Consider the following 17062-nt stretch of genomic DNA (forward strand, 5'->3'; position numbering starts at 1 on the left):
CCACCTCTATTTCAAACTCCCCACCGTTTCCGACTCTCCCCACCATCCACCGCCCAGCGCCTGCATCAGCGCGGCTGAATCCGCCAGCCGCGTGGCGCGGGCCTGCGCCAGATCCAGCGCCGCCTGTCGTGCCTGCCGCTCGGCGTCGAGCACCGCGAACTGGCTTACGCCACCAAGCCGATACTGCTCGTTGACAATCGCCAGTGTGTCGCGCGTCTGCTTTGCGTTGTCCGCGCGCGCCTGCAGCGTGCCGGCGTCCGCGTCCAGCGCGCGCAGGGTGTCGGCAACGTTCTGCAGCCCCTGGAGCACCGCCTGCCGATAGGCGCCCAACGATGCTTCGTAGGCAGCTTCCTTCGCACGTTTCTGCGCACGCAACTCGCCCCCGTGGAACACCGGCTGCACGACGCCGGCGGCCAGGCTCCACACATTGAAGCTGTTGAACAGGTCGCTCATGCGCATGGCCTGCGTGCCGCCGCTGGCGGTCAGCGTGATCTGCGGATAGAGATTGGCCGTGGCCACGCCGATATCTGCCGAGGCCTGATGGAGCAGTGCTTCCGCCGCCCGAATATCGGGGCGACGTCGCGCCAGTTCGGAGGGCAGGCTTACCGGCAGCGTCTCGGGCAACTGCATGTCTTCGAGCCGGAATTCTGGAAGCTGAGCGGCGGCGGGGGTCTGGCCGGTGTAGACGGCGAGCTGGTGACGTGTGGCATCGATCTGCTGTGACAGTCCCGGAATCAGCGCCTGTGTCTGCGCCAGTTCGGCCTGCTGGCGCTGCACGTCGACGCGCGCGACACCACCCTGACCGAGGCGCTGCTGCATGATGGCTAGCTGGCGTTTCTGCGCGTCGGCCAGGGCCACGGTATCGGCGAGTTGCGCGCGCAGCCCGGCCTCGCGAATCGCCGCCGTGGCGACGTTGGCCGCGAGCGAAAGTCGGGCCGCCTCGAACTCGTAGCGCTGGTAGTCGACCGCGGCCTGCAAGCCTTCCAGTTCTCGACGCTGACCACCGAACAGATCCAGCGCATAGGACACCTGCACACTCGCGTTATAGAGCGTGAACGGCCCAGGGCTCGGGAACTGCGTGATGCCGACTGACTGCAGGTTGACCTGCTGCCGCGTTGCGTTGAAATTCGCGTCTACCTGCGGGAAGCGCGTGGCGCCGGTACGGGCCGCGAGATTCTCCTGCGCCTCACGCAGCTTGGCTTGCGCTTGTGTCAGCGTCGGGCTGTTGGCCAGGGCCACGCGGATGGTTTCATCGAGCTGCGGATTGCGGAACAGCGTCCACCATTGCGCGGGGACGTCGCCTTCCACCAGCGATTGCGATGGGTAGTCCTTCGCGTCAAGGCGTTCAGGCTGCGGGCCGGATGTGTAGCGAGCGTCAGCCGGCGCATCGGGCGTGCGGAAATCCGGGCCGACCGCACAGCCGGCCAGCGACATCGCGGCGGCGCACATCAACAGCGTGGGGATCGCGCGCATGGCGGTCTCCTTTCAGTCGAGCGTGCGCTTGTAGAAGCGCACGGCAATGGTGAGGACGATCACCGTGAACAGCGCCACGGGCCACACGTTCGGCCAGAGTTCGATCCAGCCGCTGCCCTTGAGCATGATGCTGCGGATCATCCGGTTGAAGTAGGTCATCGGCAGCACGTTGCCGATCCACTGCGCCCACGTTGGCATGCCCGCGAATGGGAACATGAAGCCGGACAGCAGGATATTGGGCAGGAAGTAGAAGAATGTGAGTTGCAGCGCCTGCAACTGGTTGGCCGCCAGCGAGGACAGCGTGATGCCCACGGTCAGGTTGGCCGCGATGAACAGCAATGCGGCCAGGTACACGGCCACGGGTGATCCGACGAACGGCACGCCGAACACGAAATGCGCCGCCAGCAGGATGATCGTCGCCTGAATCAGTCCGATGAAGATGTACGGGATGATCTTGCCCGAGATCACCTCAAGCGGCTGCACCGGCGTGGCCAGCAGATTTTCCATCGTGCCGCGCTCGCGTTCGCGCGTCATGGCCAGGCCGGTCATCATGACCATCGTCATCGTCAGGATCGTGCCCATCAGCCCCGGCACGATGTTGTACTGCGTGATGCCCTCCGGGTTGTAGAGCCGGTGCACGTTGACGTCGAAGGCGGGTTGCCCGCCGGCCAGTGGCGCCAGCGCGCCCTTCAGGTCGATCCGGGCAACGGTGGCCGGGAGTTGCGCCAGTGCGGCGATGGCCTGGCCCGTCGCGGAAGGATCGGTGGCATCGGCCTCGACCAGGATGGAAGGGCGATCGCCATGCAGCAGGCGTCGCGAGAAATCGGCCGGAATGCTGACCACGAACTGCACATCGCCGCGCATCAGCGCCTCGCGACCGGAGGCCTCGTCCGGCATCGTGCGCACCACCTTGAAGTACGTGGTGTTGTCCAGCGCGGCAATGAAGGTGCGGGAGAAGTCGCTGTGCTCGGCCACGATGACCGCGGTGGGCATATGGCGTGGATCGCTGTTGATCGCAAAGCCGAACAGCAGTAGCTGGATGATCGGTATCCCAATCATCATCCCGAACGTGACGCGATCGCGTCGTAGTTGCAGGAATTCCTTCAGGACGATGCTCCACCAACGGTGCGCCGAGAAGCGGGAGATCTGACGGCGTACGGCTTTCACGCGTCCCCCTTCGGCCCGCTGGCCCTTTCTGCGCTCTCCTTGGTGGCTTCCTTGGCGGGAACGGCCATGTTGTCCTGTGCGTCACCCATCATGTGGATGAAGACGTCCTCCAGGCTCGTCTCCACCGGCTCGATGCGGTGATCCCGGCCGGCGTACTGCCTGAGTGTCTGTTCGAGCGCGGTGCCGTCCTTGCCCGTGACATGCAGCGCCGTGCCGAACGCGACGGTCTGGTCCACGCCGGGCTTGCCTTGCAACTGGGTCGACAGTTCGGCCAGTTCGTCGCCCGATACGCTCCACGTGGTCAGGTTCTGGCTGGCGACGACTTCAGCCGAAGTGCCTTGCGCCAGCAGTTTGCCGTAGGCGATATAGGCGAGCTTGTGGCAGCGCTCCGCTTCGTCCATGTAGTGCGTGCTGACCAGCACCGAGATGCCACGGGCGGCCAACTGGTGCAACTGCTCCCAGAAGTCGCGGCGGGCCTTGGGGTCCACGCCGGCCGTGGGTTCGTCGAGCAGCAGCAACTGCGGTTCGTGCAGCAGGCACGCGGCCAGCGCCAGGCGCTGCTTCCAACCGCCGGAAAGCGACCCGGCCAGTTGTTCGGCCCGCGACGCCAGCCCGAGGTCCTCGAGCGCGCGGTCCACGACCTCGCGCCGGTTCGGCATGGCATACACGCGTGCGACGAAGTCCAGGTTCTCGCGGATCGACAGGTCTTCCCAGTAAGAGAAACGCTGCGTCATGTAGCCCACGTTGCGCTTGATCTCGGCGGACTCCTTGATGATGTCGAAGCCCAGGCAGGTGCCCGCGCCGGAGTCCGGTGTCAGCAGTCCGCACATCATGCGGATCGAGGTGGTCTTGCCGCTGCCGTTCGGGCCCAGGAAGCCGAAGATCTCGCCACGGGCCACTTGCATCGTCAGGTCGTTGACCACGTGCTTGTCGCCGAAGCGCTTGTTGAGGCCGTGCACGTCGATGGCCAGTTCGCCGTTCATGATTGCGTGACCTCGACAGGCTGGCCAGGGCGCAGCTTCGGTGCTTCGGCGGGGTCCGGACGTGCCTCGATCAGGAACACGAGCTTGCGGCGTGTCTCGTTGCTGTAGATGACCGGTGGCGTGAACTCGGCTTCGTTCGAGATATAGGTGATCTTTGCCGCCACCGGGGCCGCGCAACCGTCGCAGCGGATATGGACGGCCTGCCCGTTCTTGAGCGCGCCGACCACGGTCTCAGGTACGTAGAAGCGCACCTTGACGTTTGTGACGGGCAACATGCGGACCACGGTGCTGCCCGCGGGCACCCACTCGCCGGGGCGGAACGGCACGTCATAGACCAGGCCCGGCACCGTGGCATTGACGAACTTGCGCGAGAGCTTCCACTCGGCCTGCGTCAGCGCCGCACGCGCGGCATCCACCTGCGCGCTTTGCGCGGCAAGCTGGTCCTTGCGACCCGGCAGGCGTGCGACGTCGATATCGCGCTGCAACTCCCGCACGCGTGCCGCATCCGCATCCGCCGTGGCGCGGCTGTCGTCGAGCTGCTGCCTGGAGACGCCGCCGATCTCGAACTGGGCTTCGTCGCGCCGGCGTTGCGCCGCGCTGCGTTGGGCCTGCGCCTGCGCCTGCGACAGTTGCGCCTGGGTCACGGCCACTTCCACGGGGCGCTTGCCAATCTGGATATCGGCAAGCTGTGCCTCGGCCGCACGTAGCTGCTCGGCGGCTTGTTGCCGCGCGGCGCGTTCGTCGTCGGATTCCAGCACGAATAGGGGCGCACCATCGGCCACCTGCTGGCCACGGTCGACCGACAGCTTTTCCAGGCGGCCCGCGAATGGCGACGCCACAGAGACGAACTCGCCCTCCACGTAGCCTTGCCAACTGACGGGCTTGTCATTGCCGCACGCGGCCAGTGCCGCTGCCATGATCAGCAGGGACCACGCATGACGGGGGACGGGATAGGACATACGGGCTCCGGGTGGGCTTATTTGTCTTGGGACGGGGTGCCGGCGGACAGCCCGTGGGTGAGCAGGGTGGTGACGTGGCGCACGAGCGTTTCGGTATCGATATCGGCCGCGCCGGGGAGGCTGCGCCAGATGTGCGTGGTGGCGGGCGGCAGCAGCGCCAGCCCGATCAGCGACACCATGACAAGGGCCGGTTCGAGCCCCGGGGTCAGCTTGCCTTGCGCGTGTGCGGCTGCCAGTGGCCCCATGATCAGCGAGGCACGCCGCAGGGCCACGCGCTCGACCATCCGCTCGCGCAGATGGCCATCGGTACCGACGATCTCCCGGATCCACAGGCCCGGAAACCACGGCGTGGCGGACGCCGTGCGGATCAATTGGCCCGCCAGCGCCGGGATTACTGTCACGATGTCACCGGCGTGCCCGGCCAGGGTCTCGAACACCTGCTCGAACAGCGGCTCCAGCCGTTCGTCGAAGACGGCATCGAGCAGTAGCTCCCGATCGTGGAAGTAGTAGTGGACCAGTGCCGGCGTGACGCCAGCTTCGGCGGCGATCGCCTTGGTGGAGGTGGCGGCCACGCCGTGGCGCGCGAACAGGGTGACGGCGGCGTCGATCAGGCGGTTACGCTGATCGGCATCATTGGCGTTGGCCGTGGGGCGTCCCGGCCGGCGCTGTCGCGGTGCCGGGGACGGATCGGACGAGGACTTGGCTGGCATCAGTCAACTCCAGACGGTATCGAGTAGATATTAATTTTCGAATTAATTAATTCAAGATCGGTTACAAAGTTGAGTGAGAGCGCAGCGCGTTGGATATGCTGCATTGCAACAATTCACGGTAGACATGTCATGGGGCTTTGGCTAAGCTGCCCGCCAATCCATTGGATGCCTGCATGCGCGCATCCACTGCCCCCAATTCCTATGTCGCGTTCTTGTCCGCCAGCCGCTCCGCAGCGGTTGCGCCCGAGCTTTGCCCGCCGCTTTGCCGTCCCGTTTGCCGCCTTGCTGGTGGCGGGCGGGCTTGCTTTGCCGTGGGCGGCGCAAGCGCAGGAAGCCACCGGGCCAGGGCAGGAAGCCGTGTCCGATGTGGAAAGCCCGTTCGCCATCCATGGGCAGACCACGTATATCTGGCAGCGCAAGCCGTCTTTCGGCGCGGGGTACTCCGGCGAGAACAGCCTGACGCCCGATCGTGCCAAGAGCTATTCGTTCACGGCCACGCTCGACCTGGGATTGCGGCTCTGGCAGGGCGCCGAGTTCCATTTCAATCCGGAGGTGGCCCAGGGCGTGCCGTTCTCCGAACTGCATGGCGTGGGTGGCCCTTCCAATGGCGAACTGGCCAAGACGGCCAGCACCAATCCGAAGTTCTACCGCGCACGGGCCTTCATTCGTCAGACGTGGGGGCTGGGAGGCGGCGAGGAAAAGCTCGAGGCCGATTTCAACCAGTTCGCCCGCACCGTCGACAAGCAACGCGTGGTGCTGACCGCCGGCAACTTTAGCGTGCTCGATGTCTTCGATCAGAACCCCTACGGGTCCGATCCACGCACGCAGTTCATGAACTGGTCGTTCCTGACGCACGGTTCGTTCGACTACGCGGCGGATGCGCGAGGCTACAACTGGGGGGCTTCGGTCGAGTACATCGGCGATGGCTGGTCGGCGCGTTTCGGCCGTTTCCTGCAGCCGCTCGAATCAAATGGCCAGGAGCTCGACACGCGCATGTTCGAGCACTACGGCGACGTGCTGGAACTCGAAAAGCGCTACCAGATCGGTGGCCGCCCTGGCCAGGCCCGGCTGCTGCTGTGGCGTAACAAGGCGAAGATGGGGGCGTTCAACGACGCCATCGCTTTCGGACTGGCCAACAACGTGACGCCGGACGTGGCCGACGTGCGCCGCGAACACGCGAAGGTGGGCGTGGGGCTTGCGTTCCTGCAGGAGGTCAACGATTCACTGGGCCTGTTCCTGCGGGCCAACTGGTCCGACGACAAGACCGAAACCTACGCGTTCACGGAAATCGGCCGGCAGGTGGCGTGGGGCGGCACGCTCAAGGGAACGGCGTGGGGTCGTCCCAAAGACGAGGTGGGGCTGGGGATGGCGATCAACATGCTTGGGTCCAACCATCGCAACTATCTGGCGGCGGGTGGTCTGGGCGCGTTCCTGGGGGATGGGGCGCTCAACTACGGCCCCGAGCAGGTATTCGAGATCTACTACAGCTTCGCGGTCTGGAAGACGCTGAGCCTGAGCCCGGACTTCCAGTACATGCGGAACCCGGGCTACAACCGGGATCGCGGGCCCGCCAAGTTCATCGGCATCCGGGCCCACGCGGAGTTTTGAGTCAGTGCGGTCCTACTGCCGCGCATTGCGCCGGTTGTCCGGCCACGGCGTGTTGTAGTTGGTGCGGAACGGATTGATGTCCAGCCCGCCGCGGCGCGTGTAGCGTGCGTAGACCGCGAGCTTCACCGGCTTGCACATGCGCATGACGTCCGTGAAGATCCGCTCGACGCACTGCTCGTGGAACTCGTTATGGTTCCGGAACGAGATCAGGTACTTGAGCAGACCTTCCTGATCGATCGGCGCGCCCACGTAGCGGATCTGCACGCTACCCCAGTCTGGCTGGCCCGTGACCAGGCAGTTCGACTTGAGCAGGTGCGACACCAGCGTTTCCTCCACCGGCGACTCTTCCTGTTCGGCCGACAGCAGCGTCGGATCGGGTTCGTAGATATCGGTCTCGATGTCGAGCCGGTCCAGCAGCAGCCCGTCCAGTTCGCCCATCTTCTGCGTGCCAAGGTCGGCCTCGGTCACCAGCCGGACCTGCACCGTGCCGCCCGTGGCCTCGGAGAGGTCGTGATGCAGCAACTGCTGCAGCGCCTCGGGCGAAGCGATCTTGGTCTGGTTGAACGAGTTCAGGTACAGCTTGAACGACTTCGACTCGACGATGTTCGGCGTATCGGCAGGAATGATGAACGTGGCCAGCGCCACCTGCGGCTTGCCCTTCAGGTTCAGCCACGATACCTCGTAGGCATTCCAGATATCCACGCCGAAGAAGGGCAGCGCGCGCCCTTCCGGCAGGCCGATCTCCGCGCGTTTCGGCTGGCGCGGGATCGGGAACAGCAATGATGCGTCGTATTCGGTCTTGTACGCCGAGGGCTTGCCCAGCGGCGAGTGCTCAGGAAGCGTCATGATCGGGGGCGTCAGGAAAGGAACAGCTTGTAGACGGGGTTGTCGGTCTCATCCCAGTGTACGTAACCGAGCGTCGAAAGGAAGCTGCGGAACGCGCGCTTCTCGTTCTTCGGCACCTGGATGCCGACCAGGATGTTCGACGTATCCGCGCCCTGGTTCCGGTAGTGGAACAGGCTGATGTTCCAGTTCGGGCTCATGCTGGACAGGAACTTCATCAGCGCGCCCGGGCGCTCCGGGAACTCGAAGCGATACAGCAGTTCGTCATGCGCCAGCGGCGAATGGCCGCCGACCATGTAGCGGATGTGCTGCTTGGCCAGTTCGTCGTTCGACAGGTCGAGCGTGTCAAAGCCATGGCGGCGGAAGTTGGCGGCGATCTTGTCGCTCTCCGCGCGGCTGGCGATCTGCACGCCGACGAAGATATGCGCCACGCCCTTGTCGGCGATGCGGTAGTTGAACTCGGTCACGCTGCGCGTGCCGACCTGTTCGCAGAAGCGCTTGAAGCTGCCGCGTTCCTCGGGGATCGTCACGGCGAAGACCGCTTCGCGCGCTTCACCCACTTCGGCGCGCTCGGCCACAAAGCGCAGGCGGTCGAAGTTCATATTGGCGCCGCAGGCGATCGCCACCAGGTGCTGGTGCTTGAGCTTCTCGCGCTCGGCGTACGCCTTGAGGCCGGCCACGGCCAGCGCGCCGGCCGGCTCGAGGATGCTGCGGGTGTCCTGGAACACATCCTTCAGGCCCGCGCAGATCGCATCGGTATCGACCAGGATGATGTCGTCGACCAGTTCACGCGTGATGCGGAACGTTTCCTTGCCCACCAGCTTGACGGCGGTACCGTCCGAGAACAGGCCCACATCCTTCAGTTCCACGCGCTTGCCGGCGTCCACCGAGCGCTTCATGGCATCGGAATCGAAGGTCTGCACGCCGATCACCTTGATCTCGGGGCGCACCGCCTTGACGTAGGCGGCGATGCCGGAGATCAGGCCGCCGCCGCCGATGGCGACAAAGATCGCGTGGATCGGGCCAGGGTGCTGGCGCAGGATCTCCATCGCGATGGTGCCCTGGCCGGCGATGACCTCGGGGTCGTCAAACGGGTGGATGAACGCGAGCTTGTGCTTCTTCTCGAGTTCGGCCGCGTGCAGGTAGGCATCGCTGTACGACTCACCGTGCAGAACGATCTGCACCCACTCGCCGCCGCGCTCGCGCACGGCGTCGATCTTCACCTGCGGCGTGGTGGTCGGCATGGCGATGATCGCCTTGCACTGCATGCGGGCCGCCGCCAGCGCCACGCCCTGGGCGTGGTTGCCTGCCGAAGCAGCGATCACGCCGCGCTTGAGTTCCTCGGGCGTGAGGGACGCCATCTTGTTGTACGCCCCCCGCAACTTGAACGAGAACACCGGCTGGGTGTCCTCGCGCTTGAACCAGACCGCATTGCCGGTGCGTGCCGACAGCGCGGGCGCATAGGTCAATTCGGTCTCCTGGGCCACGTCATAGACCTTGGCGGTCAGGATTTTTTTCAGATAGTCGGGCTTGGCGGGCGTGCGGGTCATGGTCTGCGGAGTGCGGCGCCGGGGGGCAGCGGCAAAAAAACCGGAAAAATCGGCGGAAACCGCCAATGATAATGGATGGCGCACTTGGCAGTGCCAGGTTGGCAGTTGCCGTGCGACGGGTGCAGTGACAGCCACAGTTGTAGGACAGCGTCCGGCTGACACCTTCCAAATCGACGTGTTACGGTCTTGCGTGATGTCTTCGCTACCTCTCATCGAACCCGATACCGCGCTGTTTCTGGATTTCGACGGCACGCTGGCTGACCTCGCGCCACGCCCCGAGCTGGTGCAGGTCGAGCCGGAACTGGTTGGCACGCTGCGCGCGCTGCACACCTGCCTGGACGGCGCCCTGGCCATTATCTCGGGCCGGCCCGTTGCCGAGCTCGATGGCTTCCTGCAGCCGCTGAGGCTCCCCGCGGCAGGCGTGCACGGCGCCGAACTGCGCCATGACGGCGAAGCGCTGTTCATGCCACCGGCCCCGGGCATCACGGCATTGATGCCGAGGCTCGAAGCCTTCGTCGCGCGCCATCCCGGCCTACGCATCGAGCGGAAATCCGTGGCAGTCGCCATTCACTATCGACAGGCTCCGGAACTCGAGGCACAGGTGCGAGCGATGGTGGCCGACACCCTGCACGACGTGGATGGGCTGGAAGGCTTGCCCGGAAAAATGGTTGTCGAGATCAAGCCTGCCGGCGTCGACAAGGGGGGCGCGATCGCCGCGTTCATGCGCATGGCCCCCTTCGAAGGACGCAAGCCGCTGTTCGCGGGTGACGATGTCACCGACGAAGCCGGTTTCGTTGTGGCGCGTGAACTCGGCGGGGTGGGCGTGCTGGTTGGCGAGCGCGCCACCGCCGCCACGGTCAGCGTGACCGGGCCCGCTGCGTTGCGTTGCTGGCTTCATCGATCCGCCCATGCTCTTCTGGCGCTCAGGGCGCAACGCGGCGGCAAGCCGCAGTCCGTCTCATCCACTTCGTCCGAAACGGAGGACTCGCTGTGAACGCCCCCCCCACACCTGCCGCGCATCATCCAGAAGCGCCCGCTTTCAATACCGATACCAACTGCACTGGCCGTCACGCCGATCCGTCGCTATCGCTCGGGATGATTGGCAACTGCGCATTCTCGGCACTGGTCGACGGACGCGGCCGCATCGTCTGGTGTTGCCTGCCGCGCTACGATGCCGACCCCGTTTTCAATGCGCTGCTCGATTCGAGCGAGAACGGTGGCCACTTTTCCATCGAGGTGGAAGACCTGGCGAAGTCCACGCAGTGGTACGAGCCGAATACGGCCATCCTGCGCACGCGCCTGTACGACAAGCATGGTCACTGCCTGGAAATCACCGACTTCTGCCCTCGGTTCTTCCGGCTCGGACGCTATTTCCGCCCGCTGACGCTGGTGCGGCGGATCCGGCCGGTCCGTGGCGCGCCACGGGTGCGGGTCACGGTGGCACCGCGCTTCAACTGGGGCCGGATCAAGCCGCAGATGACACGCGGCAGCAGCCATGTGCGCTATATCGGCGAGGACCTGACGCTGCGGATGACCACAGACGCGCCGCTGGCCTATGTGCTGTCGAACACGCCGTTCCTGGTCACGCGCAACTACAACTTCATTCTCGGGCCAGATGAAACGCTGGCGCATGGCGTGGAGGAGACCGCGCGCGACTTCGAACAGGAGACCACGTCCTACTGGCGTATCTGGAGCCGCCGGCTGGCCGTGCCGCGCGAATGGCAGGACGCCGTGATCCGCGCGGCGATCACGCTGAAGATGTCGCTCTACGAGGAGACTGGCGCGATCGTCGCGGCGATGACAACGAGCATTCCCGAGGCGCCCGGCAGCGGCCGGAACTGGGACTACCGCTACTGCTGGTTGCGCGACGCGTTCTTCGTGGTGCGCGCGCTCAACAGCCTGTCCGAAGTCGGCACGATGGAGGACTACATGCGCTGGCTGACGAATGTCGTCGTGCAGGCGCAGGATGGCCATATCCAGCCGCTCTACGGCATCGGGCTCGAACGCGAGCTGCCGGAGAGCGTCCTCGATCATCTGGGCGGATATCGCAATATGGGCCCGGTGCGCGTGGGCAACCAGGCGCAGGAGCATTTCCAGCACGATGTCTACGGCAACGTGGTGCTCGGCGCCGCGCAGGCGTTTCACGACCACCGGCTGCTGCATCGTGGCGGCCTGACGGAATTCCACCGGCTCGAGGACGTCGGCGAGCAGGCGGTGCGCGTGTTCGGCACGCCGGACGCGGGCATGTGGGAGTTGCGCACGCGCGCGCGGGTCCATACGTCTTCGGCGCTGATGAGCTGGGCAGCCTGCGACCGGCTGGCCAAGATCGCCACCAAGCTCGAGCACCCGCAGCGCGCCGCGTACTGGGCGGAACATGCCGACCGCATGAAGCAACGCATCCTGGCCGAATCGTGGAGCGAGTCGCGACAGGCTTTCGCGGAGAGTTTCGGCGGTAACGTGCTCGACGCCAGCGTGCTGCTGATGGCGGAAGTGAATTTCATCGACCCGAAGGACCCGCGTTTCATTGCGACGCTGAAGGCGCTCGAGGAAACGCTCTGCGACGGACCGTACATGCGGCGCTACGAGGCGCCGGACGACTTTGGCAAGCCCGAGACAGCCTTCAATATCTGCACGTTCTGGCGCATCGACGCGCTGGCACGCATCGGCCGTCGCGAGGAAGCGCGCGAAATCTTCGAGGCCATGCTGGCGGCGCGCAATCCGCTCGGGTTGTTGTCGGAGGACACGCACCCGGTCACGGGCGAGATGTGGGGCAACTTCCCCCAGACCTATTCGATGGTCGGCCTGATCAATGGCGCCGTACGGCTGTCGGCCCCCTGGGACAGCGTGATTTGAACGAGGAGTGGATCTCAACCAGAAGCGAGATATGGGAAGACTAGTAGCCGTATCGAACCGGGTTGCCGACCCGCGGAATCATGCGGCGGGCGGACTTGCCGTCGCGCTGTCCGACACGTTGAACAAGACCGGTGGATTGTGGTTCGGCTGGAGCGGCAAGGTAGTGGACGCCAGCCGCGGCGGCACGCCCGGAGAGGGCGAGCTGCACCAGATCCAGGCCGGCAATGTCACGCTGGCCACGGTGGATCTGAGCCGGGAGGACTTCGAGTCCTACTACCTGGGCTACAGCAATGGCGTGCTGTGGCCGGTATTCCACTATCGGGTGGACCTGGCCGACTTCGATTCCGGCGGCAACCTGAATGCCTACCGCCGCGTGAACCAGCTTTTCGCGCGCAAGCTGGCGCCGCTGCTCAAGCCCGACGATGTGATCTGGATCCACGACTATCACCTGATTCCGCTGGCTGCGGAATTGCGGGCGATCGGTTGCGGCCAGCGCATTGGCTTCTTCCTGCATATCCCGCTGCCGCCACGGCTGATCCTGGCTACCATTCCGCAGCACGAGTGGCTGATGCGCGCGCTGTTTGCCTATGACCTGCTCGGCTTCCAGAGCCACGACGATGTCGAGCACTTCTCCCGCTATGTGCAGGGCGAGGCCGGCGCCGAACCGATGGGCGAATACCGCTTCCGTGCATTCCATCGCACCGTGCGTGCGCAGGCGTTTCCGATCGGTATCGATGTCGACGAGTTCATCGAACTGGGCCGCGCCGACGAAGCGCGCGAGACCTACGAGATGATGCGCGGCCAGTACGCGCGACGCAGGCTGCTGCTTGGCATCGACCGCCTCGATTACTCGAAGGGCCTGCCCCAGCGGCTCAAGGCTTTCCAGACGCTGCTGGCCGAGTACCCCGAGAACCGTTCAAGCGCCACGCTGATCCAGATCGCCGCGCCGTCACGGGAATCGGTCGACGCCTATGCGGACCTGCGGCGCGACATGGAAGGCATCACCGGCGCGATCAACGGCGAGTATGGCGAGCTGGACTGGATGCCGGTGCGCTACATCCACCGCTCCACCGCGCGTCGCCGCCTGCCGGGCCTGTGCCGTGCGTGCAACGTGGCGCTGGTGACGCCATTGCGCGACGGCATGAACCTCGTCGCCAAGGAATACATCGCGGCCCAGGACCCGGAGGATCCCGGGGTGCTGGTGCTGTCCCGCTTCGCGGGCGCGGCGGAACAGCTCAAGGAAGCGCTGCTGGTCAATCCATACGACACGCGTGCCACCGCGCAGGCGATCCAGCAGGCACTGCATATGTCGCTGTCAGAGCGCCAGGCGCGTCACCAGAAGCTGCTGGAGCGGATTCGCCAGCAGGATGTGCACTGGTGGAGCGGGGAATATCTGCGGGCGCTAATGGAGACGGAAGGGGGGTGATGGTTGAGGCCGCAGGCAGGCGCCGCTAAATCCGCAGCGCCTACACCTACTTCAGATCGCCCGGCACATCCACATCCCGGAACGGACCATCGTCGTCGGTCAGGATGCGCGTCACTGGTTGTGACTTGAGCAGTGCGCGGGCGCCTTCGTCGCCGTCGAGCTTCAGCAGTTCCTCGCGCCATGCGGCGCCAAAACCGACCGGGTGCCCACGCTGGCCATCACGCCACGGCGCGGCGATGGTGTCGCGCGACGTGATCGTCAGTGCCACGGCGCGCACCAGTTCCATCGATAGCCACGGCATGTCCGCCAGTGCCACGACCCAGCCGCGCGCATCGGCGCAGGCCGTCACGCCAGCGCGTAGCGCCGCGCCCATGCCGGCCTCGGCGTCTGCGGATTCGACTACCTTGCAGCCGCCGCGGCGCAGCTCTTCCGATAGCTCGGGATTGCCGGGGCGCACCACGGCGATCGAACCCGGTAGCGCCGCCGCAAGCGTTCGCGCGCTGCGCCATGCCACGGTGCGGCCGTCGGGCAGTTTCTCGAGCAGTTTGTTGCGTGCGCCAGCCGGGTCGAAGCGTCGGCCAAAGCCGGCCGCCAGCAGGATGCCGATGGGCAGGTCGGATTGAGAGAGCACGGGCTTCGTCATGGCTGTGCCGCCGAAGCGGTGGGCAGGATTGGGCAGGCCGCCTCGCCAGCGGCGATTTCCCGCGCCGCTTTCGCGCCTTCGACTTGAAGGATGTCAGGGAGCGAGACGTGGTTCTTGGCCGCGACCACTTCGGCCAGGATCGAGATCGCAATCTCCGGCGGCGTGCGGCTGCCGATGTAGATACCCACCGGCCCATGCAATCGCGCGAGCTGCAGCTCTGTCAGGTCGAATTCCTTGAGCCGCTCGCGGCGCGCGTGGTTGTTGCGTCGCGAGCCGAGCGCGCCGACATAGAACGCCGGCGTGCGCAGCGCTTCCATCAGGGCCAGGTCGTCGAGCTTGGGGTCGTGCGTCAGCGCGATCACCGCGCAGCGCTCGTCGAGCTTCATCTCCATGACCGTGTCGTCCGGCATGGTGCGGACCATCGTCACCCCCGCGATGTCCCAGGTCTCGGTGTATTCCTCGCGCGGATCGCAGACAGTGACCTGGAAGCCAAGCCCCACGGCGATCTGGCACAGGTACTTCGACAGCTGGCCGGCGCCGATCACCAGCATCCGGTAGCGCGGGCCGTGGATCGTCAGCAGGGTCTTGCCGTCGAACGCCAGGCCGTCGGTGGCCTCGGCTGGCCCGAGCGTTGCCGCACCGGTTGCCATGTCGAGCGTGCGGGCGATGAGCCTGCCGTTCTCCACCGCGTCGAGCAGATCGACGATGCCACTGGCCGCAGACAGCGGCTCGGTCACCAGCTCGATCGTGCCACCGCAAGGCAGGCCGAAGCGGTGCGCTTCCTCCGCGCTGATGCCGTACTTGATCGCTTCGGGGAGGCCCGAATGGATGCCCTCGTGCCGAACGCGGTCGATGATGTCGTCCTCGATGCAGCCGCCGGAAACCGAGCCCACCACGTGGCCATCGTCACGCACGGCCAGCATCGCGCCTTCGGGGCGGGGCGACGACCCCCAGGTTCTGACGACTGTCACCAGCAATACGCCATGCCCTTCCTGCTGCCAGCGCACGCTGCATTTCAGGACTTCGAGATCCACGCTGTCCATGATCGTTTCCGCTTTGTTCCTGTGTCATCGCCGCCGTCGGTCGTTTTCCCCGCGTCGGCTGATTGTTCCGTTTCCGTATTGTCGTCGTCTTCATTCGCGCCACCGCCACCAACCGCCTCGGTGAAGCGGGCGAAGAATGTATCGGCCATCTTGCGCGCGGCGGCATCCACCAGCCGCGAGCCGATCTGCGCGATCTTGCCGCCGACCTGCGCGTGAACCACGTAGGTGAGCAGCGTCTCGTCGCCTTCGGGCGTGAGCTTGACCTGCGCGGACCCCTTACCAAATCCGGCCGCGCCGCCCTGTCCGTCGAACTGGATCGTGTAGCTCTCCGGCGCCTGGATGTCCTGCAGCGCCATGCGCCCCTTGAAGCGCGCCTTGACCGGTCCGACGGCGGCGGTCAGCGCCAGTTGGTAGGCGTTGTCGCCGTCGGGCTCGATGCTCTCACATCCCGGAATACATTGCTTGAGCAGCGCTGTGTCGTTCAGTGCATCCCAGGCGACCTGCTGGGGCACGGGCAGTCGCTGGGTCTGGGTCATTTCCATGATGGATATCCTGGTTGGGGGCGTGATGCTTTGACAGGCGGAACGCGCGCGGGATCGGCCAGCAGCGATTCCAGCGCGAACAGGCTGTCCAGGTTGTGCGCCGCACGCAGCGCGTCGACGTGGGGCAGGATCGCCTGGATGCCGCGCGCCTGCGGCGTGAAGCCTTCATAGCGCAGCAGCGGATTGAGCCAGATGATGCGATGCGCAAATCGGCGCAGGCGGGCCATCTCCTGTTCGAGCAGATCGATGTGCTCCAGATCGATACCGTCGCTGACCAGCAGCACCGTGGCGCGGCCGGACAGCGTGCGACGCGCCCATTGCCGGTTGAACGTGGCCAGCGCGGCACCGATTCGGGTGCCGCCAGCCCAGTCACGGACCTGTTCGGTGATCAGGTTCACCGCGTCGTCCGGATCGCGTTCGCGTAGCGCGCGCGTCACGTTGGTCAGCCGCGTGCCAAACAGGAAGACGTGCAGTCGCTCGCGGGACTGCGTCAGCGCGTGGCAGAAGTAGAGGACGGCGCGCGAGTACTGGCTCATCGAGCCAGAGATATCGAGCAGCAGGACCACGGGCGGCTTGCGCTCGGCACGCTTGCGGTACTTCCAGCGCAGCCATTCACCATGCTGGCGCACCGCCAGTCGCGCGCTCGCGCGCAGGTCGGCGTGCGTCCCGCAGGTGGATGGGCGCAGACGCCGTGTCTTCTGCAGGGCCAGACGCGCGCGCCGTGTGCGCACCAGATGCTGGAGCGCGCGCCACTCTTCGGCGTTCAGGGTTTCGAAGTCGCGCCCCGCCAGACGCTCCTGATCGGAGAACGTAAGCGGGGCGGTGAAGCGTTCCTCACGGGGCGGCTGGTCCGGCTTTGGCGATGGCGGTTGCCGGGCGGCCAGGGCATCGGCCAGGCGGTTGCTGCGTCGGGGCGGCGGAATCCCGGCATCGACGCGCGGCAGCAGCATCGCCCGCAGCTTGCTTTCCCAGTCGGGGTCGCGCCAGAACAGGTCGAAGGCGGCATCGAACAGCGGGCGCTGATCGGGGCCCGATAGCACCAGCGCCGCCAGCGCGGCCCGCACTTCGTCGCGCGCGCCGATATCGATATGCCGCAGGGCTTCCAATGCATCGACGGCATGCGCTGGCGATAGCCCGAACCCGGTGTCACGCAGCAGCCGCATGAAATGCGTGACGTTGCGGGCCAGCATCGGCAGCGGGGGCGGCGTGCCCGATGTGTCCGGTCGGGAAAAGGGGGCAAACGGGGCAGAGGGGGCGGAAGG

Annotated in this window: 15 protein-coding genes; 4 read left to right on the forward strand and 11 right to left on the reverse strand. The window is 65.8% G+C overall.

Annotated features, from left to right (window positions below; translation table 11 throughout):
• Positions 1–6 precede the first annotated feature (6 nt).
• Genes RMET_RS01760 through RMET_RS01780 form a run of 5 tightly spaced genes read right to left on the reverse strand, consistent with a single transcriptional unit; the run spans position 7 to position 5292 of the window.
• Positions 7–1473: an efflux transporter outer membrane subunit gene (locus RMET_RS01760; protein ID WP_011515226.1), complete on the reverse strand. Its 1467-nt coding sequence runs from the start codon at positions 1471–1473 to the stop codon at positions 7–9.
• A gap of 12 nt (positions 1474–1485) precedes the next feature.
• A complete protein-coding gene (locus RMET_RS01765; protein ID WP_011515227.1) occupies positions 1486–2640 on the reverse strand; it encodes an ABC transporter permease in 1155 nt (384 codons plus the stop codon).
• Complete coding sequence (locus RMET_RS01770; RefSeq protein WP_011515228.1) at positions 2637–3623, reverse strand: ABC transporter ATP-binding protein; 987 nt, start codon at positions 3621–3623, stop codon at positions 2637–2639. The genes RMET_RS01765 and RMET_RS01770 overlap by 4 nt, the downstream gene beginning before the upstream one ends.
• Positions 3620–4582, reverse strand: coding sequence for an HlyD family secretion protein (locus RMET_RS01775; protein ID WP_011515229.1), 963 nt, complete (start codon positions 4580–4582; stop codon positions 3620–3622). Before RMET_RS01775 ends, RMET_RS01770 begins: the two co-directional genes overlap by 4 nt.
• 17 nt (positions 4583–4599) lie before the next feature.
• A complete protein-coding gene (locus RMET_RS01780) occupies positions 4600–5292 on the reverse strand; it encodes a TetR/AcrR family transcriptional regulator (protein ID WP_011515230.1) in 693 nt (230 codons plus the stop codon).
• A gap of 201 nt (positions 5293–5493) precedes the next feature.
• Here RMET_RS01780 and RMET_RS01785 point away from each other — a divergent pair, with 201 nt between their 5' ends.
• Positions 5494–6900 (forward strand): carbohydrate porin, encoded by a 1407-nt coding sequence (locus RMET_RS01785; RefSeq protein WP_227874058.1) that lies wholly within the window; start codon positions 5494–5496, stop codon positions 6898–6900.
• Positions 6901–6912: 12 nt separating this feature from the next.
• On the opposite strand, the gene queF is transcribed toward RMET_RS01785, so the two are convergent.
• Both queF and ilvA read right to left on the reverse strand, forming a co-directional pair.
• Positions 6913–7746: an NADPH-dependent 7-cyano-7-deazaguanine reductase QueF gene (queF, locus tag RMET_RS01790; RefSeq protein ID WP_011515232.1), complete on the reverse strand. Its 834-nt coding sequence runs from the start codon at positions 7744–7746 to the stop codon at positions 6913–6915.
• 11 nt (positions 7747–7757) lie between these two features.
• Positions 7758–9293: a threonine ammonia-lyase, biosynthetic gene (ilvA, locus tag RMET_RS01795; RefSeq protein ID WP_008644404.1), complete on the reverse strand. Its 1536-nt coding sequence runs from the start codon at positions 9291–9293 to the stop codon at positions 7758–7760.
• Positions 9294–9486: 193 nt separating this feature from the next.
• On the opposite strand from ilvA, the gene otsB reads away from it, so the two are divergent.
• From otsB to otsA, 3 genes are read left to right on the forward strand one after another with little or no spacing between them, the layout of a single operon-like run.
• Positions 9487–10287 (forward strand): trehalose-phosphatase, encoded by an 801-nt coding sequence (gene otsB / locus RMET_RS01800; protein WP_029308426.1) that lies wholly within the window; start codon positions 9487–9489, stop codon positions 10285–10287.
• Positions 10284–12146, forward strand: coding sequence for a glycoside hydrolase family 15 protein (locus RMET_RS01805; RefSeq protein ID WP_011515235.1), 1863 nt, complete (start codon positions 10284–10286; stop codon positions 12144–12146). Before otsB ends, RMET_RS01805 begins: the two co-directional genes overlap by 4 nt.
• A gap of 31 nt (positions 12147–12177) precedes the next feature.
• On the forward strand, positions 12178–13572 hold the full coding sequence (gene otsA / locus RMET_RS01810; RefSeq protein ID WP_011515236.1) for an alpha,alpha-trehalose-phosphate synthase (UDP-forming): 1395 nt from the start codon (positions 12178–12180) through the stop codon (positions 13570–13572).
• A gap of 46 nt (positions 13573–13618) precedes the next feature.
• Here otsA and RMET_RS01815 read toward each other — a convergent pair whose 3' ends face one another.
• From RMET_RS01815 to RMET_RS01830, 4 genes are read right to left on the reverse strand one after another with little or no spacing between them, the layout of a single operon-like run.
• Entirely contained in the window at positions 13619–14215 is a 597-nt protein-coding gene (locus tag RMET_RS01815) for a nucleotidyltransferase family protein (RefSeq protein WP_011515237.1), read from the reverse strand.
• Positions 14212–15258 (reverse strand): XdhC family protein, encoded by a 1047-nt coding sequence (locus RMET_RS01820; RefSeq protein ID WP_029308424.1) that lies wholly within the window; start codon positions 15256–15258, stop codon positions 14212–14214. The genes RMET_RS01815 and RMET_RS01820 overlap by 4 nt, the downstream gene beginning before the upstream one ends.
• Positions 15231–15800: a CoxG family protein gene (locus tag RMET_RS01825; RefSeq protein WP_029308423.1), complete on the reverse strand. Its 570-nt coding sequence runs from the start codon at positions 15798–15800 to the stop codon at positions 15231–15233. Before RMET_RS01825 ends, RMET_RS01820 begins: the two co-directional genes overlap by 28 nt.
• Positions 15791–16990 (reverse strand): vWA domain-containing protein, encoded by a 1200-nt coding sequence (locus RMET_RS01830; RefSeq protein WP_049799650.1) that lies wholly within the window; start codon positions 16988–16990, stop codon positions 15791–15793. Before RMET_RS01830 ends, RMET_RS01825 begins: the two co-directional genes overlap by 10 nt.
• Positions 16991–17062 lie beyond the last annotated feature (72 nt).

This window comes from Cupriavidus metallidurans CH34 (assembly GCF_000196015.1).
GTDB lineage: Bacteria > Pseudomonadota > Gammaproteobacteria > Burkholderiales > Burkholderiaceae > Cupriavidus > Cupriavidus metallidurans.